This window comes from Curtobacterium sp. MCJR17_055 (genome assembly GCF_003224335.1).
In the GTDB taxonomy this organism is placed as follows: Bacteria; Actinomycetota; Actinomycetes; order Actinomycetales; family Microbacteriaceae; genus Curtobacterium.
Window position 1 is genome coordinate 240,272 of record NZ_QKLF01000005.1, and the last position, 25,636, is coordinate 265,907.

At 69.7% G+C, this 25,636-nt stretch carries 21 protein-coding genes; 3 read left to right on the plus strand and 18 right to left on the minus strand.

Features of this window, described 5'->3' with window-relative positions; translation table 11 throughout:
* The 6 genes from DEJ16_RS13035 to DEJ16_RS15575 form a co-directional block, all read right to left on the minus strand.
* The gene (locus DEJ16_RS13035) at positions 1-1,413 is read right to left on the minus strand and encodes a cytochrome ubiquinol oxidase subunit I (protein WP_110825299.1); all 1,413 of its coding nucleotides are present in this window, start codon (positions 1,411-1,413) and stop codon (positions 1-3) included.
* A 315-nt stretch (positions 1,414-1,728) separates the two neighbouring features.
* The gene (locus DEJ16_RS13040; RefSeq protein WP_110825298.1) at positions 1,729-2,652 is read right to left on the minus strand and encodes an ABC transporter substrate-binding protein; all 924 of its coding nucleotides are present in this window, start codon (positions 2,650-2,652) and stop codon (positions 1,729-1,731) included.
* Positions 2,649-3,377, minus strand: coding sequence for an ABC transporter permease (locus DEJ16_RS13045; RefSeq protein WP_110825514.1), 729 nt, complete (start codon positions 3,375-3,377; stop codon positions 2,649-2,651). Before DEJ16_RS13045 ends, DEJ16_RS13040 begins: the two co-directional genes overlap by 4 nt.
* Positions 3,374-4,090 (minus strand): ABC transporter permease, encoded by a 717-nt coding sequence (locus DEJ16_RS13050; RefSeq protein ID WP_110825297.1) that lies wholly within the window; start codon positions 4,088-4,090, stop codon positions 3,374-3,376. The genes DEJ16_RS13045 and DEJ16_RS13050 overlap by 4 nt, the downstream gene beginning before the upstream one ends.
* Positions 4,087-4,995: an ABC transporter ATP-binding protein gene (locus DEJ16_RS13055; protein ID WP_110825296.1), complete on the minus strand. Its 909-nt coding sequence runs from the start codon at positions 4,993-4,995 to the stop codon at positions 4,087-4,089. The genes DEJ16_RS13050 and DEJ16_RS13055 overlap by 4 nt, the downstream gene beginning before the upstream one ends.
* 199 nt (positions 4,996-5,194) lie before the next feature.
* A complete protein-coding gene (locus DEJ16_RS15575) occupies positions 5,195-5,842 on the minus strand; it encodes a TetR/AcrR family transcriptional regulator (protein ID WP_181419594.1) in 648 nt (215 codons plus the stop codon).
* 141 nt (positions 5,843-5,983) lie between these two features.
* Between DEJ16_RS15575 and DEJ16_RS13070 the strand changes: the two genes are divergently transcribed.
* The gene (locus DEJ16_RS13070; RefSeq protein ID WP_110825294.1) at positions 5,984-7,141 is read left to right on the plus strand and encodes an App1 family protein; all 1,158 of its coding nucleotides are present in this window, start codon (positions 5,984-5,986) and stop codon (positions 7,139-7,141) included.
* A gap of 117 nt (positions 7,142-7,258) precedes the next feature.
* Entirely contained in the window at positions 7,259-9,130 is a 1,872-nt protein-coding gene (locus DEJ16_RS13075; protein WP_110825293.1) for a glycoside hydrolase family 15 protein, read from the plus strand.
* A gap of 332 nt (positions 9,131-9,462) precedes the next feature.
* Here the strand turns inward: DEJ16_RS13075 and DEJ16_RS13080 are convergent, their stop codons facing one another.
* The 6 genes from DEJ16_RS13080 to DEJ16_RS13105 all read right to left on the minus strand — a co-directional run bounded on the left by DEJ16_RS13080 (position 9,463) and on the right by DEJ16_RS13105 (position 16,384).
* Positions 9,463-10,836, minus strand: a complete 1,374-nt coding sequence (locus DEJ16_RS13080; protein WP_110825292.1) for a glucose-6-phosphate dehydrogenase — start codon at positions 10,834-10,836, stop codon at positions 9,463-9,465.
* A 226-nt stretch (positions 10,837-11,062) separates the two neighbouring features.
* On the minus strand, positions 11,063-11,479 hold the full coding sequence (locus DEJ16_RS13085; protein ID WP_110825291.1) for a cytochrome c oxidase subunit 4: 417 nt from the start codon (positions 11,477-11,479) through the stop codon (positions 11,063-11,065).
* 6 nt (positions 11,480-11,485) lie between these two features.
* Complete coding sequence (gene ctaD / locus DEJ16_RS13090) at positions 11,486-13,225, minus strand: cytochrome c oxidase subunit I (RefSeq protein WP_181419595.1); 1,740 nt, start codon at positions 13,223-13,225, stop codon at positions 11,486-11,488.
* A 12-nt stretch (positions 13,226-13,237) separates the two neighbouring features.
* On the minus strand, positions 13,238-14,140 hold the full coding sequence (gene coxB / locus DEJ16_RS13095; protein WP_110825512.1) for a cytochrome c oxidase subunit II: 903 nt from the start codon (positions 14,138-14,140) through the stop codon (positions 13,238-13,240).
* 307 nt (positions 14,141-14,447) lie between these two features.
* Entirely contained in the window at positions 14,448-14,816 is a 369-nt protein-coding gene (locus DEJ16_RS13100) for an iron-sulfur cluster assembly accessory protein (RefSeq protein WP_110825290.1), read from the minus strand.
* Between the two features lie 104 nt (positions 14,817-14,920).
* On the minus strand, positions 14,921-16,384 hold the full coding sequence (locus DEJ16_RS13105; RefSeq protein ID WP_110825289.1) for a dipeptidase: 1,464 nt from the start codon (positions 16,382-16,384) through the stop codon (positions 14,921-14,923).
* A 51-nt stretch (positions 16,385-16,435) separates the two neighbouring features.
* Between DEJ16_RS13105 and DEJ16_RS13110 the strand changes: the two genes are divergently transcribed.
* Positions 16,436-17,011 carry a DUF3043 domain-containing protein gene (locus DEJ16_RS13110; RefSeq protein ID WP_110825288.1) on the plus strand — a complete coding sequence of 192 codons (576 nt, stop codon included), beginning with the start codon at positions 16,436-16,438 and terminating at the stop codon, positions 17,009-17,011.
* Positions 17,012-17,409: 398 nt separating this feature from the next.
* On the opposite strand, the gene DEJ16_RS13115 is transcribed toward DEJ16_RS13110, so the two are convergent.
* The 6 genes from DEJ16_RS13115 to lspA form a co-directional block, all read right to left on the minus strand.
* On the minus strand, positions 17,410-18,411 hold the full coding sequence (locus DEJ16_RS13115; protein WP_284180721.1) for a quinone-dependent dihydroorotate dehydrogenase: 1,002 nt from the start codon (positions 18,409-18,411) through the stop codon (positions 17,410-17,412).
* A 62-nt stretch (positions 18,412-18,473) separates the two neighbouring features.
* A complete protein-coding gene (gene nrdR, locus DEJ16_RS13120) occupies positions 18,474-18,977 on the minus strand; it encodes a transcriptional regulator NrdR (RefSeq protein ID WP_110825286.1) in 504 nt (167 codons plus the stop codon).
* 12 nt (positions 18,978-18,989) lie between these two features.
* Positions 18,990-20,297 (minus strand): histidinol dehydrogenase, encoded by a 1,308-nt coding sequence (hisD, locus tag DEJ16_RS13125; RefSeq protein WP_110825285.1) that lies wholly within the window; start codon positions 20,295-20,297, stop codon positions 18,990-18,992.
* 76 nt (positions 20,298-20,373) lie between these two features.
* A complete protein-coding gene (gene dnaE / locus DEJ16_RS13130; RefSeq protein ID WP_375232124.1) occupies positions 20,374-23,856 on the minus strand; it encodes a DNA polymerase III subunit alpha in 3,483 nt (1,160 codons plus the stop codon).
* Positions 23,857-24,029: 173 nt separating this feature from the next.
* A complete protein-coding gene (locus DEJ16_RS13135) occupies positions 24,030-24,953 on the minus strand; it encodes an RluA family pseudouridine synthase (RefSeq protein WP_110825283.1) in 924 nt (307 codons plus the stop codon).
* A 10-nt stretch (positions 24,954-24,963) separates the two neighbouring features.
* Complete coding sequence (lspA, locus tag DEJ16_RS13140; RefSeq protein ID WP_181419596.1) at positions 24,964-25,635, minus strand: signal peptidase II; 672 nt, start codon at positions 25,633-25,635, stop codon at positions 24,964-24,966.
* Position 25,636: the final 1 nt, after the last annotated feature.

The window sequence follows — 25,636 nt, forward strand, 5'->3', positions numbered from 1 at the left end:
TCAGTACACCGTCACTTCGTGCTCGACCTCGCCGGTCTCCTCGTCGACCGCGGCCGGAGCGGCCGGGCCCTCCTGGGCGACCTTCTTGATGAGTCGGAACTCGACCACCGCGAGGGATCCGTAGATGAGCGTGAACACGACGAGCGAGATGAGCACCTCGAGGCCGGTCACGTTCGGGGAGACGCCGTCGGCGGTCTTCAGCAGTCCGAACACGAGCCACGGCTGACGACCCATCTCGGTGAAGACCCAGCCGACGATCATCGCGGCCATCGGCAGCGGGACCGCCCAGATCGCGATGCGCCACATCCAGCGCTGCTGCGGGAAGCGGCCCTTGCGGGTGAGCCACAGCCCGGCGAGCGACACCATCACGGCGCCGACGCCGAGGGCGATCATCCAGCGGAAGGACCAGTAGGTCACCCAGATGACCGGCTTGTAGTCCCCGGGGCCGTACACCTGCGTGTACTGCGCCTGCAGGTCGTTGATGCCCTCGACCGTGCCGGTGAACGTGTGGGTCGACAGGAAGGAGAGCAGGTACGGGATGCGGATCGAGAACAGCTCGCGGACACCGTCGGGGGTGCCGAGGGTGAAGACCGAGAACGAGGCGTCCTTGCCGGTCGCGGTGCCGTAGAGTGCCTCGGCCGCGGCCATCTTCATCGGCTGCGTCTCGACCATGGTCAGGCCGAGCTGATCCCCGGTGAGGACGGTGAGCGCCCCGGCCGCGACCATCGTCCACAGCCCGAACTTGAGCGCCGGCATCATCGTCTCGAGGTTCTGGTTGCGCGAGAGGTGGAACGCGGCGACCGAGATGATCACGCCGGCCGCGACCATGAAGCACGCGAAGACGGTGTGCGGGAACGCGGCGAGGGCGACCTTGTTGCCGAGGACGGCCCAGATGTCGGTGAGCTCCGCGCGGCCCTTGGCCTCGTTCAGCGCGTACCCGACCGGGTGCTGCATGAAGGCGTTGGCGGCGATGATGAAGTACGCCGACATGATCGTGCCCGCGCTGACGCACCAGATGCTCGCCAGGTGGAGCTTCTTCGGCAGGCGGTCCCAGCCGAAGATCCAGACGCCGATGAAGGCCGCCTCGAAGAAGAACGCCAGGATGCCCTCGAGCGCGAGCGGGGCACCGAAGACGTCGCCGACGAACCGCGAGTAGTCCGACCAGTTCATCCCGAACTGGAACTCCTGCACGATGCCGGTGACGACACCCATCGCGAAGTTGATGAGGAAGATGCGCCCGAAGAAGCGGGTCAGCTGTAGGTAGTGCGCGCGACCGGTGCGGACCCAGGCCGTCTGGAACACCGCGACGACGACCGCCATGCCGATCGTCAGCGGGACGAAGAGGAAGTGGTAGATCGTCGTCAGACCGAACTGCCACCGCGACAGGAGGAGCGGATCGAGGAGGTCGTTCATGCGGCCGGGCCCGTCGGGATCGCCGCGCGCTGTTCGTGCACGTTGAGATGCTTCCTGTGGAAGGGGTTCTGCTCGTTGCCGTCACGTCGTCGGGACCCTTCGACGGTACTGCTGGACGCCCCACTTCGACAAGTTGTAGAGATCCCTCCTGCACATACGTGCACGGCTCCTGCACGGCACAACCGTGCGGAACACATGTCACTCCGGGGGCACATCCGTGCGGAACAGCTGTGCCCGTCGACACCCCTCCCGGGAACGGCGACAGGCGCCGGGCTGGAGGCCCGACGCCTGTCTTCGCGAACGAGGATCCGCCTCCTAGAGGAGACCCTTCTCCGTCAGGAACTCCTTGGCGATGTCCGCGGACTTCTCCTTGTCGACCGTGCTCTTCGTGTTCAGGTCGATGAGCGCTTCGGTCGTCAGGACCTCGCTGACCTCGTCGATCGCGTCGGCGGCCTTCTCGTCGACCTTGTCGGACACGACCGGCGTGACGTTCTGCGGCACGATGAGGTTCTCCGGGTCCTTGAGCGTGACGAAGCCGTTCGCCTTGATGCTCGGGTCCGCGGTGTAGATGTCGGCGAGCTGGACGGTGCCGTCCTTGAGCGCCTTGACCGTGAGCGCGCCGCCCGAGTCCTCGATCGCCTTCGACTCGACGTCGACGCCGTACACGGACTTGAGGCCCTTCGGGCCGTACGGCCGCGTCTGGTTCTCGGAGTTCGCCCCGACGGTCAGCTTCTCCTTCACGTTCTTCAGGTCGGCCAGGCTCGTCACGTCGTTCTCCTCGGAGAACTCCTTCGTCACGGTGTAGCTGTCCTGGTCGGTGGCCTCGGCGGCGTCCAGGGCACGGATGCCCTTCGGCAGCGCCGACTCGAGCTCGTCAGCGATGTCCGACTCGCTCTTCGCGGTCGAGTCCTTGTCGTAGTACTGCAGCAGGTTGCCGCTGTACTCCGGCATCACGTCGATCGCGCCCTTCTGCAGCTGGGGCAGGTAGACCTCGCGCTGTCCGATCTGGTAGTTGCGCTCGACGGTGAAGCCGTCCTTCTCGAGGACCTGCGCGTAGAGCTCGGCGATGATCTCGTTCGAGTAGTAGGCCTGCGACCCGATGACGATGGTCTTCGAGTCGGACGGGGCGCTGGAGCCGCTGTCGAGCGGGCTGCTGGACGAGCAGCCGGCGAGTGCCGCTGCCGCGCCCAGGGCGACCGCTGCGGCGACGCCGGCGCGGAGCTTGGGTGCTGTGATCACGAGGGGGTTCCTTCCGGGATGGGTTTGCGGGGCCGCTCACGCGATCCCGAGCGTTGCCGTGACCCGCGCTCGGTGACGCCCGCGGGCACCACCGCCCGCTGGAGCACGGCGAAGACGACTTCGAACGCGATCGCCAGGACGATCACGAGGACGGAGGCGCCGAGCATCATGGCGTAGTCCTGGGTCTTGAGCCCGAGGAACACGTAGCCGCCGAGGCCACCGGAGCCGACGTACGCGGCGAGGGTGGCGGTCGCGACGACCTGCAGCACGGCGGCACGGATGCCGCCGACGAGCAGTGGGAGCCCGAGGGGGATCTCGACCTTGGTCAGGATCTGCCACCCGGTCATGCCCTGTGCGCGTGCCGCGTCGACGGTGACCGGGTCGACGGACTCGATCCCGGCGTAGGCACCGGCGAGCACCGACGGGATCGCCAGGATGACGAGCGCGAGCAGCGGCGCCTGCAGGTTCACGCCGAGCAGGAGGCCGAACAGTGTCAGCACGCCGAGGGTCGGCAGCGCGCGGACGCCGCCGGAGAGCGCGATCGCGACGCCGCGCGCCCTGCCCGTGTGGCCGATGAGGTACCCGATCGGCACGGCGATCACCGCGGCGATGACGACGGCGACCAACGAGATCCAGACGTGCTCCCACAGCCGGACCGGGATGCCGTTCGGGCCCGGGTAGTTGGCGGGGTCGAGCACCCACGCGAAGGCCTGTCCGATGATCACGAGGACACCTCCGCGGTCTGCAGCACGCGCCGCGCGGCCCGCTTCGACCCGGTCGACGCGCGCGTCCACGGCATCACCATCCGGCCGATCAGCACGAGCAGCCCGTCGATCGCGAACGCGAGGACGAGGACCATGACGATGCCCGCCACGATCTCCTCCGGGATGTTCCGCCCGATGCCGTCGGTGAACAGCGAACCGAGACTCCGGATGCCGAGCACCGCGCCGACCGTGGTGAGCGAGATGGTCGACACCGACACGACCCGGAGGCCGGCGAGCAGGACCGGACCGGCGAGCGGCAGGTCGACGCGGAAGAAGCGCTGCACGCCGGAGTAGCCCATCGCCGTCGCCGCCGACGTGGTGGCCGGGTCGACCGACCCGAGCCCGTCCACGGTCGACCGCACCATGAGTGCCAGGCCGTACAGCGTCAACCCGACGACGACGTTGACCGGGTCCTGCAGCCCGGTGCCGATGATGCCGGGCAGCGCGATGAAGAGCGGGAGGGACGGCACGGCGTAGAGCAGCCCGGCGACGGTGACGATGCCGCCGCCGAACCCGCTGCTGAGTCGCGCGGCGCCGGGACGACGGAGTCGGACGACCAACCACCCGATCGGGATCGACACCAGGAACGCGATCACGATCGGCGGCAGGGCGATGGCCAGGTGCGCCAGCGTGTCGTCCCCGATCGTGTCGAGGTTCGACAGCACCCACTTCACCGGGTGCTCCCACCCTGCGCCGCAGCACCCGGGACGCGTGCGGGCGTCCCGGCCTCGGAGCGGACAGCGGCAGCGGCGTCGACGACGCCCGTGGGACCGGTCAGGACGCCGGCGGCGCGGCCGTCCCCGTCCACGACGATCGGGCCGGTCGGGGTCTGCTCGACCCGCAGGGCACGACGACCGCGCCCGGCACCGATGAAGTTCGCGACGAAGTCGTCGGCCGGCGCGGACAGGATCTCCGCCGGGGTGCCGAGCTGGGCGATCTCACCGCCCTTCTTGAGGATGACGACCTGGTCGCCGAGCTTGAACGCCTCGTCGATGTCGTGCGTCACGAAGACGACGGTCTTCCCGAGCTCACGCTGGAGCCGGATCAGCTCGTCCTGCAGGTCGTTGCGCACGAGGGGGTCGACGGCACCGAACGGCTCGTCCATCAGGAGGATGTTCGGGTCGACCGCGAGCCCGCGGGCCACACCGACCCGCTGCTGTTGGCCGCCGGAGAGTTGGGAGGGGTACCGGTCCGCGAGGGAGCGGTCGAGGCCGACGGTGTCCATGAGCTCGAGGGCACGCGCCCGCGCGTCCGCCTTCGAGACACCGGTCAGCAGCGGCACCGTGGCGATGTTGTCCGCGACCTTCCGGTGCGGCAGCAGGCCGGCGTTCTGCATGACGTAGCCGATCCGGCGGCGGAGCTGCACGGGGTCGACGCCGGCGATGCCCTCGCCGTCGATCTGGACGGAGCCCGCCGTGGGGTCGATCATCCGGTTGATCATCCGGAGCAACGTGGTCTTGCCGCATCCACTCGATCCGACGAACACCGTCGTGGTCCGCGAGGGGATCACGAGGTCGAACGACTCGACGGCGGTCGTGCCGTCCGGGTAGGTCTTGCGCACCGAGCGGAACTCGATCATGGGTGCCCTTCTTGGTGGAGGTAGCCCGACTCCGGAGACAGTACAGGTCCGGGCCTATACCGGTCCGGTCGTGTCGGCGCATGACGCCTGGCGGACATCGGTGCGGTTCCCGCGCAGTCCGGACAGGTCCGGACGCACGGACGCCCGCCCCTCGTGTTCGGAGGGACGGGCGTCGCGGTTCGGTCCGGCGAACGACCGGTCAGGAGGCTCGGATCACCGACTCCAGGTAGGGCCGGCTCATCGCGCGGTACGCGTCGATGAGCGCGTGGTCCGGGTTCTCGCGGTCGACGTGCGCGCGGGCGAGGACGGCGTGTGCCGACTCGGCGAGCACGACCCAGGCGCGGCTCAGCGCCTCCGACTGCGGCAGGTCGAAGCGCTCCCGCATGACGACGCCGACGGCACCGCCCAGGGCCGCCAGCCGGTCGGCGTCCTCGTCCCCGGAGGTGGTGTCGATGTCGGCGAAGCGGATCGCCCGGAAGCCGGGCTCGGTGCGGTACATCTCGGCGGTCATCTCGATGAGGGCGTCGCAGCCCTCCTGCCAGGTGGTGGCGCCGGACGCGTCGAGCGTCTCGACGAACCGAGCGGCGAGGCGCTGGGTGCAGCGGATCGCGAGCGCCTCGACGACGGCGATCCGATCCGGGAAGTACCGGTAGACCGTGCCGATGGACGCTCCGGCACGTTCGGCGACCATGGCGGTCGTCAGGCGCTCGAACCCGATCTCGTCGATCACCGCCGCGGCGGCGTCGAGCAGACCTGCGAGGCGGGCCGAGCTCCGTGCCTGGACCGGCTCGTTCCTGAGCAGTGATGATCCCCCTGGCAGAGCGTTCGGAACCTCGGTGACGAGCACGTGTTCTCCTTCTCGCGGTGACCGCGGGCTGAATGACTGAGACGGCAACTCTGACAGAGACCGCCTTGGTCTTGGCTGCGATTCCCGGGGTGTCGGACGCTGGCGGGCCTCCTGGACACCCCTGCATGGGATGATGGTGCGATGCCCGAGACGACGCCTCCGGACCCTGCTGCGCCCCGGGACACCAGCACTCCCCCGCAGCGTGACGCCCGGTCCGTCGAACGGGAACACGACCGTCGTGAGCAGGCGCCGTGGGGCATCCAGCAGTGGGAGACAGCGATCCCCGAGCCGATCCTGCACCGCGCGGCCCGGATCGAGGACGCCGTGCAGGAGTTCCGCGAGCAGCACGCCCGGAAGCGCGGCCAGGTCCCGACCGTGATCCCGTACACGGGGTACGGCGCGCCGGGGTGGGTCCGCGTGCTCTGCCGGGTGCTCCTGACCCGCCGCGGCCTGGCGTCGGACGTGTCGTACTCCGGGGTCCGCGGCTGGCGCAGCTTCACGAGCGTCGCCGTCGACCACGCCGAGGTCACGATCACGGCGGGGGGCTCGACGCACACCGTGACGAGCGACCGCGGCGGCGTGGTCGACACGATCGTCCCGATCGACCTCGAACCGGGCTGGCAGAAGATCCGGCTGTCCGCCGGCGGCATGCGCGACGTCGACGCCGACGTCTTCGTGGTGCACCCGGACACCCGCTTCGGCCTGCTCTCCGACATCGACGACACCGTGATGGTCACGAGCCTCCCCCGTCCGATGCTGGCGGCGTGGAACTCCTTCGTGCTGACCGAGCACGCCCGCCGTCCGGTGCCCGGCATGTCGGTCCTCTACGAACGCGTCCTCGCGCAGCACCCGGGCGCGCCGACGGTCTACCTGTCCACCGGTGCCTGGAACGTCGCGCCCACCCTCGGGCGGTTCCTCTCCCGCAACATGTACCCGTCCGGCACGCTCCTGCTCACCGACTGGGGCCCGACGCACGACCGCTTCTTCCGCAGCGGGCAGCAGCACAAGCAGGACAACCTGCGGCGCCTCGCCCGGGACTTCCCGGACGTGCAGTGGCTCCTCGTCGGCGACGACGGCCAGCACGACGAGCACCTGTACGGCGAGTTCGTCCGCGAGCACCCCGACAACGTCGCCGCGGTCGCCATCCGGCAGCTCTCCACGAGCGAGGCCGTGCTCGCCGGTGGCCGTTCCCGGGCGCAGGAGCGGACGAGGGACTCGACGAAGCCCTGGGTCTACGCACCCGACGGTGCCGGGCTCTGGACGGAGCTCGGCCGGGTCGGGATCGCCGACGTCGACTGACCGACCGCCCGCCCTGCTCGTCCGGACCGCGCCGCTTCGCCCGAGGTCATGCCGGGTGTGATCTGAACGCACCCTCAGCGCAGGTGCCCACGGGGACCGGGTGGTTCGATCGAGGACATGGCTCAGCGCATCGAGGACCACGCCCTCATCGGGGACTGCCACACCGCTGCTCTCGTGACGCGGGACGGTGACGTCGACTGGGCGTGCCTGCCCCGGTTCGACAGTGCCTCCACCTTCGCCGCGCTGCTCGGCGACGAGCACGACGGGCAGTGGTCGCTCCGCCCGACCGACGGCACCGCGACCCCCGTCCGCCGACACGACGGCGACTCCCTCGTGCTGTCGACGGTGTGGACGACCCCGACCGGCGTCGTCGAGGTCACCGACTTCATGCCGGTCGACGAGCACCGCGCCTCGATCGTCCGGCGGGTGCGCGGCCTCACCGGCTCCGTCGAGGTGCGACAGGTGCTCCGCATCCGGTTCGGCTACGGCGACGTCCTCCCCTGGATCCGCCAGGTCGGGGACGACGACGAGCCCGTGCTCGTCGCCACGGCCGGTCCGGACGCGGTCGTCGTCCGCGGGCCCCGGTTCCGCGCGGACGACCACCGGCACGTCGTGACGACGACCATCCACGACGGTGACGTCCTCGACACCACGCTCACCTGGTTCCCGTCGCACCGCGAACCCCCGGAGCCGTTCGACGTCGACGATGCACTCCACCGGACCCGCGACTGGTGGCACGACTGGACGTCCCGGACGCGGGCCGAGGGCACGTACGCGCCCGCCGTCCGGAGTTCGCTCATGTACCTGCGGGCGATGACCCACGCCGAGACCGGCGGCGTCGTGGCGGCCGCGACCACGAGCCTCCCGGAGGACCCCGGCGGCGAACGCAACTGGGACTACCGCTTCGTGTGGCTCCGCGACGCGTCCATGGCGCTCGCGTCCCTCATCGCCCACGGGTACCGCGACGAAGCCGCCGACTGGCGCAGGTGGTTGCTCCGTGCGATCGCCGGGGACCCGGACGACGTGCAGATCATGTACGGCATCGCCGGCGAACGCGAGCTGCCGGAACGGACCCTGGAACACCTGACCGGCTACGCCGACTCGACGCCGGTCCGCGTCGGCAACGGCGCGTACACGCAGTACCAGGGCGACGTGTTCGGCGAGGTGCTGTCGGCGCTGCACGACGCCCGGGAGCTCGGCGTCGAGGAGAGCGGGGCCTCGTGGTCGCTGCAACGCGCCCTGCTCGCGCACGTCGAGGAGCACTGGCAGGACGCGGACAACGGGATCTGGGAGATGCGTGGGCCGCGGCGGCACTTCACACACTCGCGGGCGATGATCTGGGCCGCCTTCGACCGAGGGGTCGCCGCCTGCGAGGAGTTCGGGCTCGAGGGACCGGTCGAACGGTGGCGGTCCCTGCGCGACCAGGTGCGCGCCGAGATCGAGGAGCACGGCTGGAACGCCGAGCGTGGCTCCTACCGGCAGCACTACGACACCGACGAGGTCGACGCCAGCCTGCTCGTCCTGCCGCAGATCGGGTACTGCCGGCCGGACGACCCGCGGATGCTCGGGACCGTCGCGGCGATCGAGGAGGACCTGCGCGTCGGCGACGACGGCCTCGTGCTGCGGTACCGGACGTCCTCCGGCTTCGACGGACTGACCGGGACGGAGCACCCGTTCCTCGCCTGCTCGTTCTGGCTCGTCGAGCAGTACGCCGGCACCGGGCGCCTCGCCGACGCCGAACGGCTCATGGACGTGCTCGTCGGCTACGCGAACGACGTCGGCATGCTCTCCGAGGAGGTCGACGTCGCCACGGGGCACCACATCGGCAACACCCCGCAGGCGCTGTCGCACCTCACCCTCGTCACGGCGGCCGACGCGATCGCGCGGGCGCAGGGCGCGGCCGCGGGGCACCGGACGCGCGCGGCGCAGCACAGCGGCGGCACGGCGAGCGTCACCGGTGCCGGCGCGCGAGCGGGGAACACCGCCTGACCCGCGGGCGGGCTGCTCCGCCGTCGGCCCTCGAGGTTCGGGAACTGCGGGACCCGCTCCGCGAGGTTCGACAACGTCGGAACCCCGCTCGGCGAGGTTCCGCGATGTCGGGACCCCGCGCGGCCAGGTTCCGGAACTGCGGAACCCCGCCGTGCGCGCACGGCGTGTCCTGGAACCTCGACGAGCACACCCCCAGCCCACCGGCCCGGCAACAGCGGCCCGCTCGGCAACCAGCGGTCCGCTCCGTAACCAGCGCCCGGCTCTGCCCGGAACGGACGGGAGGCCCGGTACCAACTGGTACCGGGCCTCCTGTCAGGACGTCGTGCCGTGCGTCAGGACGAGCTGACCCACTCGGCCGGCCCACGGGAACCGGCGCGGTACTCCTCGAGCGGGACCGCTCCGGACTTCCACGCCGTGACGACCGGCTCGACGATCTCCCAGCAGCGCTCCGCCACGTCACCGCGGATGGAGAGCAGCGGGTCGTCGTGGAAGATGCCGTTGAGCACCTCGCCGTAGGGCGTCAGCTCGCCGTCGTCGAAGGACGACGACAGGGTGACCTGCCCCATCTCGAACGGGTTGCCGCCGCCGTTCGCCGAAACCGACAGCTCGATCTCGTCCGGGTTGAGGACGATGCGCAGCGTGTCGGCCTTCGGGCGACCGGTCAGGCCGGACGGCAGGCGGGTGACCGGCTTGAAGGTGATGAGCACCTCCTTGCGGCTCGCTCCGAGCGCCTTGCCCGAGCGGAGGGTGAAGGGGACGCCGGCCCAGCGGGCGGTGTCGACCTCGACCTCGATCTCGGCGAGCGTCTCGGTCGCGCGCGACGCGTCGACGCCGTCCTCCTCCTGGTACGAGGGGAGCTCTTTGCCGTCGATCGTGCCGGCGGTGTAGACCGCGCGACGCGAGGCGATGGTGGCGTCGTCGCCCTTGAGGCGGGTGGAGCGGAGCACACGGGCCAACGAGGACCGGAACTCGACCGAGTCGATCGCGGCCGGTGCGTCCATGGTCACGAGGGCCAGGATCTGCAGCAGGTGCGACTGGATCATGTCGACGAGGGCGCCTGCCTCGTCGTAGTACTGGGCGCGGTTCTCGAGGCCGAGGGTCTCGTCGTAGAAGACGTCGACCTTCTCGATGTTCTCGGCGTTCCAGATCGGCTCGAACAGGCGGTTCGCGAAGCGCAGGCCGATGATGTTGAGCACCGTCGTGCGACCGAGGAAGTGGTCGGTGCGGTGGACCCGCTCCTCCGGCACCAGCTCGAGCACGGTCTTGTTGAGCGCCTCGGCCGACGCGACGTCGGTGCCGAACGGCTTCTCGAACGCGAGGGTGGTGCCCTCGGGGAGCTCGACGCCCTGCAGGGCCTCGCAGATGTCCGAGGCGATCTGCGGCGGGAGGGCGAAGTACAGGATCGGCTCGGCATCGGCCGCGGCGAGCAGCGCCTTCAGGTGCTCCGGGTCGGTCGGGTCGCCCTGGATGAACTGCGTCGACTCGATGGTCGCGTCGACCTCCGGGCCCGTCACGTCCTGCGACGCGAACGACTTCGTGACGATGTCCTTCCACTGCTCCTCGCTGCGGGCGCTGCGACCCGTGCCGATGAGCTGCACCGGGACCGACCGGCCGCTCTGGAGGAACGTGCCGAGACCGGGCAGGAGGAGGCGGGAGGCGAGGTCGCCCGTCGCGCCGAAGATGATGAGGGTGCGCTTGTCGGTCACCTGAGGTGACTCCTTTCGCTTGTGGACGGTCCGCTGGACCTCAGGCCGCGAGCATGCGGTCCTCAGGACCCAAGGCCCATCGTGCCCGGGTTGTTCCCGGGCCGTTGTCGAGAAGTGGGTGATGTGGATGACCGGGGCGTCGAGCTCTCCTGTGGAGGCCCGGATCACCCCGGACGCAGTTCGGGCGGCACCGAGATGGTGCCGCCCGAAGCGCGTGGAGTGGAGGTCAGTGCCCGAAGTTGCCGCGGTAGTACTCGTAGACCCAGCCGACCAGGGTGATCGCGACGAGCGCGAGACCGATCGGCACGATCCACAGACCGGCGGCGACGCCGAGGAAGCAGACCGCGATGGCCGCGGCCAGGAAGATCGGCCACCACGACCACGGGCTGAAGTGCCCGAGCTCGGCGTCGCCGTCCTCGATGTTCGCGTCCTGGCGGTCCTCCGGCAACACCCCGCCCTGTGCCGACATGACGCGGCCCAAGTAGAAGGCGATGAACGCGGACATGATCCCGGTCAGGCCGATCGAGAGGGTACCGACCCACTCGATGTTGCCGTAGTAGATGACCGACCAGATCGTGTACGCGGCGTCCGCGATCACGAAGAAGATGAACAGGATCCAGAACAGATTGGTGTTGGCGCGCATGGCGTGTTACTTCACCTCGCCCTTCGCGGCGTCGTAGGTCGGAGCGTCGGGAGCGTCCTTCGCGGGTCCCACACCGACCGGCACGCCGGCTTCCGGGTGGTTCAGGTCGAACGCCGGGGACTCCGAACGGATCCGCGGGATCGACGTGAAGTTGTGCCGCGGCGGCGGGCAGGAGGTCGCCCACTCGAGCGAGCGGCCGTAGCCCCACGGGTCGTTCACGGCCACCTTCGGCGCGTTCCGAGCCGTCACGTAGACGTTGAAGATGAACGGCAGGAACGAGATGCCGAGGATCATCGAGCCGACCGTGGACACCTGGTTCATCCACGTGAAGTTGTCGTCCGGCAGGTAGGTCGCGTACCGACGGGGCATGCCCACGACACCGAGCCAGTGCTGGATGAGGAACGTCGTGTGGAACCCGACGAAGAGCAGCCAGAAGTGGATCTTGCCGAGACGCTCGTTCAGCATCTTGCCGGTGAACTTCGGCCACCAGAAGTAGAAGCCGGAGAACATCGCGAACACGACGGTGCCGAAGACCACGTAGTGGAAGTGCGCGACGACGAAGTACGAGTCGGACACGTGGAAGTCGAGCGGCGGCGAGGCGAGGATCACACCGGTCAGGCCACCGAACGTGAAGGTGACGAGGAAGCCGATCGCCCAGAGGATCGGGGTCTCGAACGTCACCGAGCCGCGCCACATGGTGCCGACCCAGTTGAAGATCTTCACGCCGGTCGGGACCGCGATGAGCATCGTCATGAGCGAGAACCACGGCAGCAGCACGCCGCCGGTGACGTACATGTGGTGCGCCCACACCGTGATCGAAAGGGCCGCGATGGTGATGGTCGCGTAGACGAGGGTCTTGTACCCGAAGATCGGCTTGCGGCTGAAGACCGGGAAGACCTCGGAGACGATGCCGAAGAACGGCAGCGCGATGATGTACACCTCGGGGTGCCCGAAGAACCAGAACAGGTGCTGCCAGAGCAGTGCCCCACCGTTGGCCGGGTTGAAGATCTGAGCGTCGAACACGCGGTCGAGACCGAGGCCGAACAGCGCCGCCGCGAGGACCGGGAAGGCCATCAGCACGAGGAGGCTCGTCACGAGGACGTTCCAGGTGAAGATCGACATGCGGAACATCGTCATGCCCGGGGCACGCATCGTGATGATCGTGGTGATGAAGTTGACCGCACCGAGGATCGTGGAGAAGCCGGTCATGCCGAGACCGAAGACCCACAACGTGCCACCCAACCCTGGTGTGAACGTCGTGTCACTCAGTGGCGCATAGGCGAACCACCCGAACGAAGCTGCACCCTGCGGGGTGAGGAAGCCGCCGACGGCGATGGCGCTGCCGAAGAAGTACATCCAGAACGCCAGGCCGTTCAGACGCGGGAACGCCACGTCCGGTGCGCCGATCTGCAGCGGCATGATCGCGTTCGCGAAGCCCGAGAAGAGCGGCGTCGCGAACATCAGCAGCATGATCGTGCCGTGCATCGTGAAGAGCTGGTTGTACTGCTCCTTGGTCGGCACGACCTGGAGACCCGGCTCGAACAGCTGCGCGCGGATGACGAGCGCCATGATGCCCGCGAGCAGGAAGTAGAGGAACGAGGTGATCAGGTACATGTACCCGATCGTCTTGTGGTCGGTGGACGTCGCCCACCGCACGATGATGTTGCCCTTGCGACCGACCTTCGATGCCTGGAAGTCCGGCGTAGAGGGCCTGGTGGTCGCCTGGCCGACGAATGACGTTGTCATTGAGACGCGCCCTTACTTCTTGTCGCTCGACGCCTCGGCAGGCGCCTCGTTGTTCGGCTGGTTCGTGTTGGTGTCGTACTCGTTGCCGAGCAGACCGACGTTGCCCTCGTCCGCGAGGGACTGGAGGTAGTCGTCGTACTCCGCCTGCGACACGACCTTCACCTGGAAGAGCATCAGCGAGTGGTACTCACCGCAGAGCTCGGCACACTTGCCCTGGTACGTGCCTTCCTTCTCCGGGATGAAGTACTCGTAGTTCGTCTTCCCCGGGAGCATGTCCTTCTTGTAGAGGAAGTCGATGACCCAGAAGGAGTGGTTGACGTCGCGCGAGCTGAGCTCGATCTCGACCTTCTTGCCGACCGGCAGGTACAGCGTCGGGAGCAGCGACTCGTCGACCGCCCCGCCGCCGTTCTCTTCTTCCTGGGCCTGGATGCCCTGGTAGTAGACGCTGTCGTTCGGGTTCTTCTGGTCGATGTAGTTGAAGTCCCAGCCCCAGCGCTTGCCGTAGACGTGCACGGTGGCGTCCGGCTGCGCGAAGGGCTTCTCGATCGCTTCCTGGTCCTTCGCGGTGAAGGCGAAGAAGCCGAGCACGAGGATGAGCGGCACGAGCGTGTAGAAGATCTCGAGCGGCATGTTGTACCGCATCTGCACGGGCAGGCCGGTCTGGCCCTTCCGGCGGCGGTAGACGATCGCGGCCCAGATCACGAGGCCCCACACGATCAGACCGACCGCCAGCAGGACGATCCAGCTCGTCGTCCACAGGCCGACGATGCGGCTCGTGTGGTTGGTGACGTCCTTCGTCTCCTCCGTGCCGGGGAGCCATCCGTTCAGCTGCTGCTGCGAGCAACCAGCCAGTGCGATGACCAGACCGACGGCCACCGGGACGGCCGCCCAACGTATACGGCGATTCGAACGCACTGTTACCTCTCGGAAAGACGTGGGCCGGATCCAGTCGGTGGTCGACTGGCTGACGACGAGGATCCCGTCGACGAGCTCCGCGGTCGGCACGAGGCCGGCACATGGGTGGCTCCCAGCTTGGTTGGAACACTCCTAGCTTACTCGCAGCCGTCGACACCGAGCGCACAACCGACACGCGTTGTGGACGGAACGAGGGCTGCGGAAGCCGGTTTCCCCTGGTCATCGACGTCGGGGAACCGGTCCGGGGACGCGAACGGGGAGCGACCGTGTCGGTCGCTCCCCGTTCGCGTGTCGGATCGTCGGACGATCAGTGGAAGCTGTCGCCACACGCGCAGCTGCCCTGCGCGTTCGGGTTGTCGATCGTGAAGCCCTGCTTCTGGATGGTGTCCTCGAAGTCGATCGTGGCGCCGTCGAGGTAGGGGACGCTCATCTTGTCGACGACGACCTCCACCCCGTCGAACTCCGCGGTGGCGTCACCGTCGAGGAGCCGCTCGTCGAAGTACAGCTGGTAGATCAGGCCCGAGCAGCCGCCGGGCTGGACGGCGAGGCGCAGGCGGAGGTCGTCGCGGCCTTCCTGCTCGAGCAGGCTGGCGACCTTCGCCGAAGCCGCGTCGCTCAGCAGCACACCGTGCGACGGGGCGTCGGTCGCTGCTTCGGTCGTGATGGTGTCGCTCATCGGCGTCTCCCTCGTTGGCGGTGACGTTCACCGGCCGTCGCGTCGATTCTAAGCACGCGCACCGACCTCCGGGACCCCGGTCCAGCACCTGTGGAGGAGACACCTCATGCGCGGCCCTGCAGGCGGGCGAGCAGGACGGCCTCGGACAGGACGGCACGGTGCAGCACGCCGAGGTGCTGCGACTCGTTGGGGCTGTGCGCCCGGGTGTCCGGGTCCTCGACGCCGGTCACGAGGATCTGCGCCTCCGGGAACTCCGCGGCCAGGTCCGAGACGAACGGGATGGACCCGCCGATGCCCTGCTCCACCGGGTCGGTGCCCCAGCCCTCGGACATCGCGGTGCGGGCCTCGCGGACCGCCCAGCCGGACGCGTCCACCAGGAAACCGTCACCGGTGTCGACCTCCGTGATCTCCATCCGGGCGCCGAAGGGGACGCGGTCGCGGAGGTGGGCCTCCACGGCGGCGAACGCCTCGGTGGCGGCCTGACCGGGCGCGACCCGCACCGACACCCGCGCCGAGACGGTGGGCAGCAGCGTGTTCGACGCGTTCGCGACGCTCGGGACGTCGAGACCGGTCACGGTGATCGACGGCTGGAACCACATCCGGGACAGCACGGGACCGCTGCCCACGGGACGCGCACCGTCGACCAGGGCGGCCTCGGCCGCGAAGTCCGCCTCGGAGCGCTCCGGCACGGGCGCGTCGTGCGCGGTCAGCCCCGCGACCGCGACCGCTCCGTCGTCGTCGTGCAGCGAGGCGAGCAGACGCACCATCGGCATCATGGCGTCCGGCGCCGCTCCCCCGTACATGCCGCTGTGGCTCGCGTGCTCGAGGGTCGTCACGGTGAGCTTGAAGGTGGTGTTGCCGCGCAGGGACACCGTGATCGCCGGCACCTCGGTCGACCAGTTGTCGCTGTCCGCGACGACGATGACGTCGGCGGCGAGGTGGTCACGCTGCTCCCGCAGGAAGGTACGGAACGAGCGGGAGCCGAACTCCTCCTCGCCCTCGACGAACAGCACGATGCCGACGTCCAGGTCGTCGCCGAACTGGGCGTGCACGGCACGGAGCGCCGCGACGTGGGTCATCACGCCGGCCTTGTCGTCCGAGGCGCCGCGCCCGTACAGGCGGTCACCGCGGAGCGTCGGCTCGAACGGCGGGGTCTCCCAGAGCGCGTCGTCGCCCTGCGGCTGCACGTCGTGGTGCGCGTACAGCATCACGGTCGGCTTGCCGTTGCGGGCAGGGCGCACCGCGAGCACCGCCGGCTGGCCGAGTTCGGTGTCCGTGTCGGCAGTGTCGGTCCGGGTGTCGCCCTCGACGGCGGAGCGGACGATGCGGACCTCGTCGAACACACCGGTCGACCGCACCAGATCGGCCACCGCCTCCGCGCTGCGCTGCACCTGGGCGGGGTCGAACGCGGACCACGACACCGACGGGATGCGGACCAGGGCGGACAGGTCGGCGATCGTCGTGGGCAGTGCACCATGCACGTGCTCGCGCAGCGCCTCGAGCAGGGCGGGGTCGGTCGCGGGTGCCTGGGACCCGGCGTCGGGGCTGTGCTTCTCGGAGTCGGTCATGGCCGGTAATCTAGAGGACGTCCAGCCCGCACAACGCCGTTAGGAACCACCGTGGCGAAGGCAGCCCCCAAGACCAACGTGACCGTGAACCCCGGTGACGACGACCTCGTCGCACACGGCAAGGGTCGCCCGACGCCCTCGCGACGCGAGCGGGAAGCCGCGAACCGGCGTCCGATCGTCGGCAACTCCCCCGCGGACAAGAAGGCCGCCCGGGCGCGTCTGAACACCGAGCGCGAGCGTGCGCGGGTCGGCATGGCGAACGGCGAGGAGCGCTACCTCCCGGCGAAGGACCGGGGCGAGGAGCGCCGCTTCATCCGCGACTTCATCGACGCCCGCTGGAACGTCGGCGAGGTCATGATGCCCGTCCTCGTGCTCTTCCTGATCGTCGGCTTCGTCGCCGCGCAGACGCCCGCGGCCTCGTACTCGCTGCTGTTCATCTGGGCGTTCGTGCTGCTCTTCGTGCTCGACTGCACGGTCATCTGGTTCATGCTGCGTCGACGCTTCGCCGCCGCCGGCCGGACCTTCCAGCGCGGGAACTTCCTCTACATCCTCACGCGCGGGTGGCAGCTGCGGTTCCTCCGCCTGCCCAAGCCGCAGGTCAAGCGCGGGCAGTACCCGACGCTCTGACACAGATTCGACGCTCTGACACAGACCCGACGCTCTGGAACAGGGCCGTCCGCCGGCGGCTGGCGGACGAGAGCGCCGTCGACCCCCGGGTCGGCGGCGCTCTCGTCGTCCGGGGGCGACGATGGCGTCGGGCGAGCGGCCGGGAGGCGCGGCGCCAGCCCGACGCGCACCTCCCGCTGACGGGCGGCTCGGTTCCAGCCCGACGCGCACCTCCCGCTGACGGGAGGCCCGGTACCAGCCCGGCGCGCGCCTCCCGGCCGACGGTGCGCAACGCGGGACGCAGGTCGCGGTCCGGCATGGGACGGGTCGTCAGCGGAGCAGCACGACGCACTGCGTCGTCCGCGGAGCCGTTGACGCGTCAGCTGCGGCGCAGTCGCGTCAGCTGCGGCGCAGTCGCGTCAGCTGTGGCGCAGTCGCCGCCGCCGGAGCCGGTTGATCCGCATCGCCCAGGTCGGCCCCTCGTAGAGGAACGCGGTGTAGCCCTGCACGAGCGTCGCACCGGCCTCGATCCGCGCCTGGACGTCCGCCTCCGACGTGACGCCGCCCACCGCGATGACGCAGAACCCCGCGGGCACGGCGGCACGGACGCGTCGCAGCACCGCGAGCGAGCGCTCCCCGAGCGGCGCACCGGACAGCCCGCCCGCACCCATCGCCCGGACGTCGGCGTCCGGGGTCGTCAGTCCGCCGCGCTCGACGGTGGTGTTCGTCGCGATGACCCCGGCCAGGCCCAGGTCGACCGCGAGTCCGGCGATGGCGTCGATCTGCTCGTCCGTCAGGTCCGGCGCGATCTTGACGAGGACCGGGGTGCGACCGGCGGCCTCGTGTACGGCGGCGAGCAGCGGGCGGAGGTGGTCGAGTTCCTGCAGTCCGCGGAGGCCCGGCGTGTTCGGCGAGCTGACGTTCACGGCCAGGTAGTCGGCGAAGGGCGCGAGCAGGCGCGTCGATTCGAGGTAGTCCTCGACGGCGTCCTCGACCGAGACCACCCGGCTCTTCCCGATGTTCACGCCGATGACCGGGCGCCCCGGGTTCCGGCGGGCACGCTCGAGGCGTCCGGCGGCCTTGACGGCGCCGTGGTTGTTGAAGCCCATCCGGTTGATGAGCGCACGGTCGGCGATCAGTCGGAAGAGCCGCGGACGCTCGTTGCCCGGCTGGGGTCGCGCCGTGACGGTGCCGACCTCGACGTGCCCGAACCCGAGCACGCCGAGTCCGGCGATCGCGCGGGCGTCCTTGTCGAACCCGGCGGCCATCCCGAACCGGGACGGGAAGTGGATGCCCATCGTGGTGATCCCGTCCTCGGCGGACGGCCGCGCCGAGCGCTCGACGGCGCCGGCGACGACGGGCACCTTCGGCAGCCACCGGATGACGGCGAACGCGAGGTGGTGCGCCCGTTCGGGGTCCATCTTCGCGAAGACCGTGCGGAACACCACGCCGTAGCCGGCGCGGACGAGCGTCTCGACGCCGCTCACGCGCTGGCGCCGTCCGTGCTGCGGTCGGGGGCGCGGAGCTCCCGGGGGCCGGCGTGGTGGTCGATCCGCAGCTGCCCGATCGCGTCCTCGAAGTCCTCGAGCGAGTCGAACGCCTGGTACACGCTCGCGTAGCGGAGGTACGCGACCTCGTCGAGCTCGCGGAGCGGGCTGAGGATGGCCAGGCCGATGTCGTTCGCCTCGATCTGGCTCGCGCCGGAGGACCGCACGATCTCCTCTACCCGCTGCGCGAGCACCGCGAGGTCGGAGTCCGTCACCGGGCGCCCCTGGCAGGCCTTCCGTACGCCGGAGATGATCTTCTCGCGACTGAACGGTTCGAGGACGCCGTTGCGCTTGACGACGCTGAGCGACGCGGTCTCGGTCGTCGAGAACCGCCGCCCGCAGTTCGGACACTGGCGGCGGCGTCGGATGGAGGTTCCGTCGTCGCTCGTCCGGGAGTCGACGACGCGGGAGTCCGGGTGGCGGCAGAAGGGGCAGAACATGGCGCCCCCAGGCTAGCGGTTCGTGCGTTCCGACACGGCCGCACCGTGCGCCGGCAGCTGTTCCTCGGTCGAGAGCGCCACGATGTGCGGGACCACCTCGGCGAGTGCCTGCGCGGTGTACCGCACCACCTGCTGCGGCCGGAGGAAGGTGGACGCGGACAGCCCGGAGCCGAACCGTGCCTGGCCGCCGGTCGGCAGGACGTGGTTCGACCCGGCCAGGTAGTCACCGAGGCTGACGGGCGCGTGCGGCCCGACGAACACCGCGCCGGCGGCGTCGATGTCCGCGAGCACGGCGTCGTCGTCCGCGGTCTGGATCTCGAGGTGCTCCGGCCCGTACGCGTTGCTCACGGTCGCGGCGTCGGTGAGCGAGTCCACCAGGACGATCGCGGACTGCGGTCCGTCGAGCGCGGCCTGGAGGCGCGTGGCCGTCCCGAGCACCGCCGTGCGCTCCGGGATCACCGCCTCCACCGCGTCGGCGAACGCGGCCGAGGTCGTCACGAGCACGCTGCCGGCCTGCTCGTCGTGCTCCGCCTGGCTGATGAGGTCGGCGGCGACGTACCCGGGGTCCGCCGTGTCGTCGGCGATCACGAGGATCTCGGAGGCACCGGCCTCGGAGTCGATGCCGACGACGCCCCGGACGAGGCGCTTTGCGGCGGCGACGTAGTTGTTCCCCGGGCCGGTGACCAGGTCGACCGGGTCGAGACCGATCTCGGGCACGCCGTACGCCAGCGCGCCGACCGCGCCGGCGCCACCCATCGCGTAGACCTCGTCCACGCCGAGCAGTCCGGCCGCGGCGAGGATCGTCGGGTGCACGCGTCCCCCGTGGTCGCGCTGCGGCGGCGAGACGAGGGCGATGGACCCGACGCCGGCGACCTGCGCGGGGACGACGTTCATGACGACGCTCGACGGGTAGACGGCCTTGCCGCCGGGCACGTAGAGGCCGACGCGACGCATGGGCTGCCACCGCTGGTGCACCTCGGCTCCGTCGGCGAGCGTGGTCACGGACCCGGTGGGCACCTGCGCCGCGCTGGCGGCCCGGACCCGGCGGATCGCCTCGTCGAGGGCGACCCGGAGCTCGGGCGCGAGGCCCGCGACGGCCGCGTCGATCTCGGCGGCCGGGACCCGCACGTGCTCCGGCGCTCCACCGTCGAAGCGTTCCGCCTGCTCGTGCAGCGCGGCCGCGCCGTGCTCGCGGACGGCGTCCACGAGGTCCCGGGCCGCGGCCGTGGCGCTGCTGACGTCACCGGCGGCACGCGGCATGAGACGGAGGAGTTCGGCGCGGGGCGGGAGCCCCCCGCGGAGGTCGATTCGCTGCATCATGAGGCCCCCAGCGTACCGAGCACCACCGTCGACCGGGGACGACGGGGGTGCTCGGTCGCGGTTGGGGCCGGAGCCGTCAGACCAGGCAGCGCGGTCCGAGCAGGCTCTTCAGCTCGCCGAACAGGTCCGGTGTCAGCGCGACCGGGAACGGCAGCTCGAACGTCCGGGCGACGTCGTCCTTGAGGAGCTTCAACCGCACCTCGGTGTCGCCCTGGTGCCGACCGAGCACGGCCGCAAGTTCGGTCACCGTCTGTGTGGTGGCCTGGCGCTCCGGCAGGGACAGCGTGAGCGGCCCGGACCCCATCGCGTCGCCGACGTTCGGCTGGAACATGCTCACGGCGTGCAGGGCCTTGCCGTCGTCGCGGACGTTGACGCGGCCGCGCAGGACCACGATCGAGTCCGGGACGAGCGACGGCCCGAACTCCTGGTACGTCTTGCCGAGGAACATCACGCCGATCTGGCCGCCGAAGTCCTCGATGTCGACGATCCCGTACGGGTTGCCGCTCGTCTTCGCCACGCGGTGCTGCACGCTCGTCAGGAGCCCGGCGACCGTGACGGTCTCGCCCTCCACCGAGTCGTCCGCTCCGAGCAGGTCGGCGATGGTGATCGACTGGTGCTTCGCGAGTTCGATCTCGAGCCCGGCGAGCGGGTGGTCCGACACGTAGAGCCCGAGCATGTCCCGCTCGAACGCCAGCTTGTCGCGCTTGGACCACTCCGGCCGCTCCGGCACCTGGGACACCGTGAGCGATGCCGGCTGCTCTTCCGCGACCTCGGCGAACAGGGAGTCGAAGTCGAACCCGACGTTGCCGTTGGCCTCGTCGCGCTTGACCTTCACCGCGGCCTCGACCGCGCCCTCGTGGATCTCGACCAGGGCACGGCGGCTGTCGCCGAACCCGTCGAACGCGCCCGCCTTGATGAGCGACTCGACCGTCCGCTTGTTCGCCGACGAGATCGGGATCTTGCGGAGGAAGTCGTGGAAGGACTCGAAGGCGCCCTTCTCGGTGCGCGCCGCGACGATGTCGTCGACGACGTTGAACCCGACGTTGCGGATGGCTCCCATGCCGAAACGGATGTCGTCCCCGACGGCGGCGAAGAACCCGATCGACTCGTTCACGTCCGGCGGCATGACCCGGATGCCCATCCGGCGGCACTCGTTCAGGTAGAGCGCGAGCTTGTCACGGGCGTCGCCGACGCTCGTCAGCAGCGCCGCCATGTACTCGGCCGGGTAGTGCGCCTTGAGGTACGCGGTCCAGAACGACACGACGCCGTACGCGGCCGAGTGCGCCTTGTTGAAGGCGTAGTCGGAGAACGGCAGCAGGATGTCCCACAGCGTTTTGATTGCCGCGTCGGAGTACCCGTTGTCCTTCATGCCCTGCTGGAACCCGGCGTACTGCTTGTCCAGCTCGGACTTCTTCTTCTTGCCCATCGCGCGGCGGAGGATGTCCGCCTGGCCGAGGGAGAACCCGGCGACCTTCTGCGCGATGGCCATGACCTGCTCCTGGTAGATGATCAGGCCGTAGGTCCCGCCGAGGATCTCCGCCAGGGGCTCCTCGAGCTCGGGGTGGATCGGGGTGATCGCCTGCTCACCGTTCTTGCGCAGCGCGTAGTTCGTGTGCGAGTTCGCACCCATCGGCCCCGGTCGGTACAGGGCGATGAGCGCGGAGATGTCCTCGAAGTTGTCCGGCTTCATGAGGCGGAGGAGCCCGCGCATCGGGCCGCCGTCGAGCTGGAACACGCCCAGCGTGTCGCCGCGCTGCAGGAGCGCGTAGGCCTCGGGGTCCTCGAGGCCCATGGTCTCGAGGTCGAGGTCGATCCCGCGGTTGCTCTTGATGTTGTCGAGGGCGTCGCTGATGATCGTGAGGTTCCGGAGGCCCAGGAAGTCCATCTTGATCAGGCCGAGCGACTCCGCTGCCGGGTAGTCGAACTGCGTGACGATCTGGCCGTCCTGCTCCCGCTTCATGATCGGGATGATGTCGATCAGCGGGTCGCTCGACATGATGACGCCGGCGGCGTGCACGCCCCACTGCCGCTTCAGCCCCTCGAGCCCCAGCGCGGTGTCGAACACCGTCTTGGCCTCCGGGTCGGTCTCGACGACGGTCCGGACGTCCACGGCTTCCTTGTACCGCGGGTGGTCCTTGTCGAAGATGCCGGTGAGCGGGATGTCCTTGCCCATCACGGGCGGCGGCATCGCCTTCGTGAGCTTCTCGCCCATCCCGAAGGGGAACCCGAGCACGCGCGACGAGTCCTTGAGGGCCTGCTTCGCCTTGATCGTGCCGTACGTGACGATCTGCGCGACGCGCTCCGACCCGTACTTCTCGGTGACGTACTTGATCGCCTCACCGCGGCGCCGGTCGTCGAAGTCGACGTCGAAGTCGGGCATCGAGACGCGGTCCGGGTTGAGGAACCGCTCGAAGATGAGACCGTGCCGGATGGGGTCGAGGTCGGTGATGCGCATCGCGTAGGCGACCATCGAGCCGGCGCCGGACCCGCGACCCGGGCCGACCCGGATGCCGTTGTTCTTCGACCAGTTGATGAAGTCGGCGACCACCAGGAAGTACCCCGGGAAGCCCATCTGGTTGATGATGCCGACCTCGTAGTCGGCACGCTCCTGGACGTCGGCCGGGATGCCGCCGGGGTAGCGGTACTGCAGCCCCTTCGCCACCTCCTTCTCGAACCAGGAGTGCTCGGTCTCCCCCTCCGGCACGGGGAACTTCGGCATGTAGTTGGCGGAGGTGTCGAACTCGACGTCGCAGCGCTCGGCGATGAGGAGCGTGTTGTCGCACGCCTCGAGGTTGTCGCGGAAGACGTGCCGCATCTGCGCCGGCGTCTTCAGGTAGAACTCGTCGGCGTCGAACTTGAAGCGGTTCGGGTCGTTGAGCGTCGACCCCGACTGCACGCAGAGCAGCGCCGCGTGCGAGGTGGCGTCGTGCGCGTGCGTGTAGTGCAGGTCGTTCGTGCCGACCAGCGGGATGTCGAGGTCCTTCGCCAGGCGGATGAGGTCGCTCATGATCCGGCGCTCGATCTCGAGTCCGTGGTCCATGACCTCGGCGAAGTAGTTCTCCTTGCCGAAGATGTCGCGGTAGTCCGCGGCGGCCTGGACGGCCTCGTCGTACTGCCCGAGCCGCAGACGCGTCTGGATCTCGCCCGATGGGCATCCCGTCGTCGCGATGATGCCCTCGTGGTGTTCCTGCAGGAGCTCGATGTCCATGCGGGGCTTGAAGTAGTACCCCTCGAGCGACGCCTTCGACGACAACCGGAACAGGTTGTGCATGCCCGTGGTGTTCTCGGCGAACATCGTCATGTGCGTGTACGAGCCGGCACCCGAGACGTCGTCACCGCCACCGTCGCCCCAGCGCACACGGGTCTTGTCCGACCGGTGGGTGCGCGGCGTGATGTAGGCCTCGGTCCCGATGATCGGCTTGACGCCGCCGGCCTTCGCGGTCTTCCAGAACTCGAACGCCCCGAACATGTTGCCGTGGTCGGTCACCGCCACGGCCGGCATGCCCTGCGCGGCGGTCTCCGCCACGAGGTCGGAGAGCCTGGCGGCACCGTCGAGCATCGAGTACTCGCTGTGCACGTGCAGGTGGACGAAGGAGTCGGAATCCGACACGGAACCTCCGGTTCGTACGGTCTGCTGCGGGGTGGGGACAGCCTAACCGCGACCGGTGACGATCCCGAGCGTGTCGCGGAGGACGCCGTGCGGTCGGCCGGTGCTGCTGCTCGTGTTCCCGGTCAGGCCGCGCGGATCCGGTCGAGCGCCTGCTGCAGGTCGTCCGGGTAGGACGCCTGGAACTCCACCCACTCCCCGGTCCGCGGGTGCGCGAAGCCGAGCCGGACGGCGTCGAGCCACTGCCGGGTGAGGCCGAGCTCCCCCGCCAGCACCGGGTCGGCGCCGTACATGGTGTCGCCGACCAGCGGGTGGCGTGTCGCGGCCATGTGCACGCGGATCTGGTGGGTGCGCCCGGTCTCCAGGTGCACCTCGAGCAGGGTCGCGGACCGGAACGCCTCGAGCGTCTCGTAGTGCGTGACGCTCGGCTTGCCGTCGGCGGTGACGGCGAACTTCCAGTCGCTCGACGGGTGCCGACCGATCGGGGCGTCGATCGTGCCGGACGTCGGGTCCGGGTGGCCCTGCGCGAGCGCGTGGTACACCTTCTCGACGGTCCGCTCCTTGAACGCCCGCTTCAGGTGCGTGTAGGCGAGTTCGGTCTTCGCGACGACCATCAGGCCCGACGTGCCGACGTCGAGGCGGTGCACGATGCCCGCACGTTCGGCGGCGCCGGAGGTCGCGATCGTGAAGCCCGCGGCGGCGAGCCCACCGGGCACCGTCGGACCGTCCCAGCCCGGGGACGGATGTGCTGCCACGCCGATCGGCTTGTCGACGACGACGATGTCCTCGTCGTCGTGCACGACGGTCATGCCCGGGACGACGGCCGGGACGATGCGCGGCGGTTCCTTCGGGTGCCACTCCACCTCGAGCCAGGTGTCGGCGTGCAACCGGTCGGACTTGTCGACGACGACGCCGTCGACCCGGACACCGCCGGCCGCGACGACGTCCGCGGCGAAGGACCGGCTGAAGCCGAGGAGCTTCGCGATGGCGGTGTCGACACGCTCACCGGCGAGCCCGTCGGGCACGGGCAGACTGCGGGACTCGCTCATGCTGTCCGCGTCACGTCGCGTCGTGCCCGAGGGCGTCGTGCGTGCGACCGTCGTGCCGGCTGCCGTCGGGCCGGGAGGCCAGACCCGCGTCCGGCGCGTGCCCCGCGTCCGTCGTGTCGGTGGCGTCGGCCTGTGCCGCGGCCGTCCGGCGCGCCTGCTTCTCCGACACCGACCGCGTCCCGTCGAGGTTCACCCCGAACACCACGAGCAGCACGAACACCACCATGCTGATGCAGATGAACGAGTCCGCGACGTTGTAGATCGCGGGCATCATCCACGGCGTCGAGATGAAGTCGACGACGTGCCCGCGTCCGAAGCCGGGCTCCCGGAAGAGCCGGTCGGTCAGGTTACCGAGAGCGCCGCCCAGGAGCATGCCGAGGACGAGTGCCCACCACATCGACCGGATCCGACGCGCGTACACGACGATCGCGACGACCACCGCGGCCGAGATGAGCGAGAACACCCACGTCATGTTGACCGCGAAGGAGAACGCGGCACCCGGGTTGCGGACCGAGAGGAACTGCAGGGCGTCCCCGAGCACCGGGACGACGACGCCTTCCGGCAGCTCCGCGACGACGAGAGCCTTCGTGACCTGGTCGGCGGCCAGCACCACGACAGCGGCGAAGGCCAGTGCCGCGATCGCGCGTGCACTGACCTTCGCTCGTGGGACGGGTCGGTCCAAC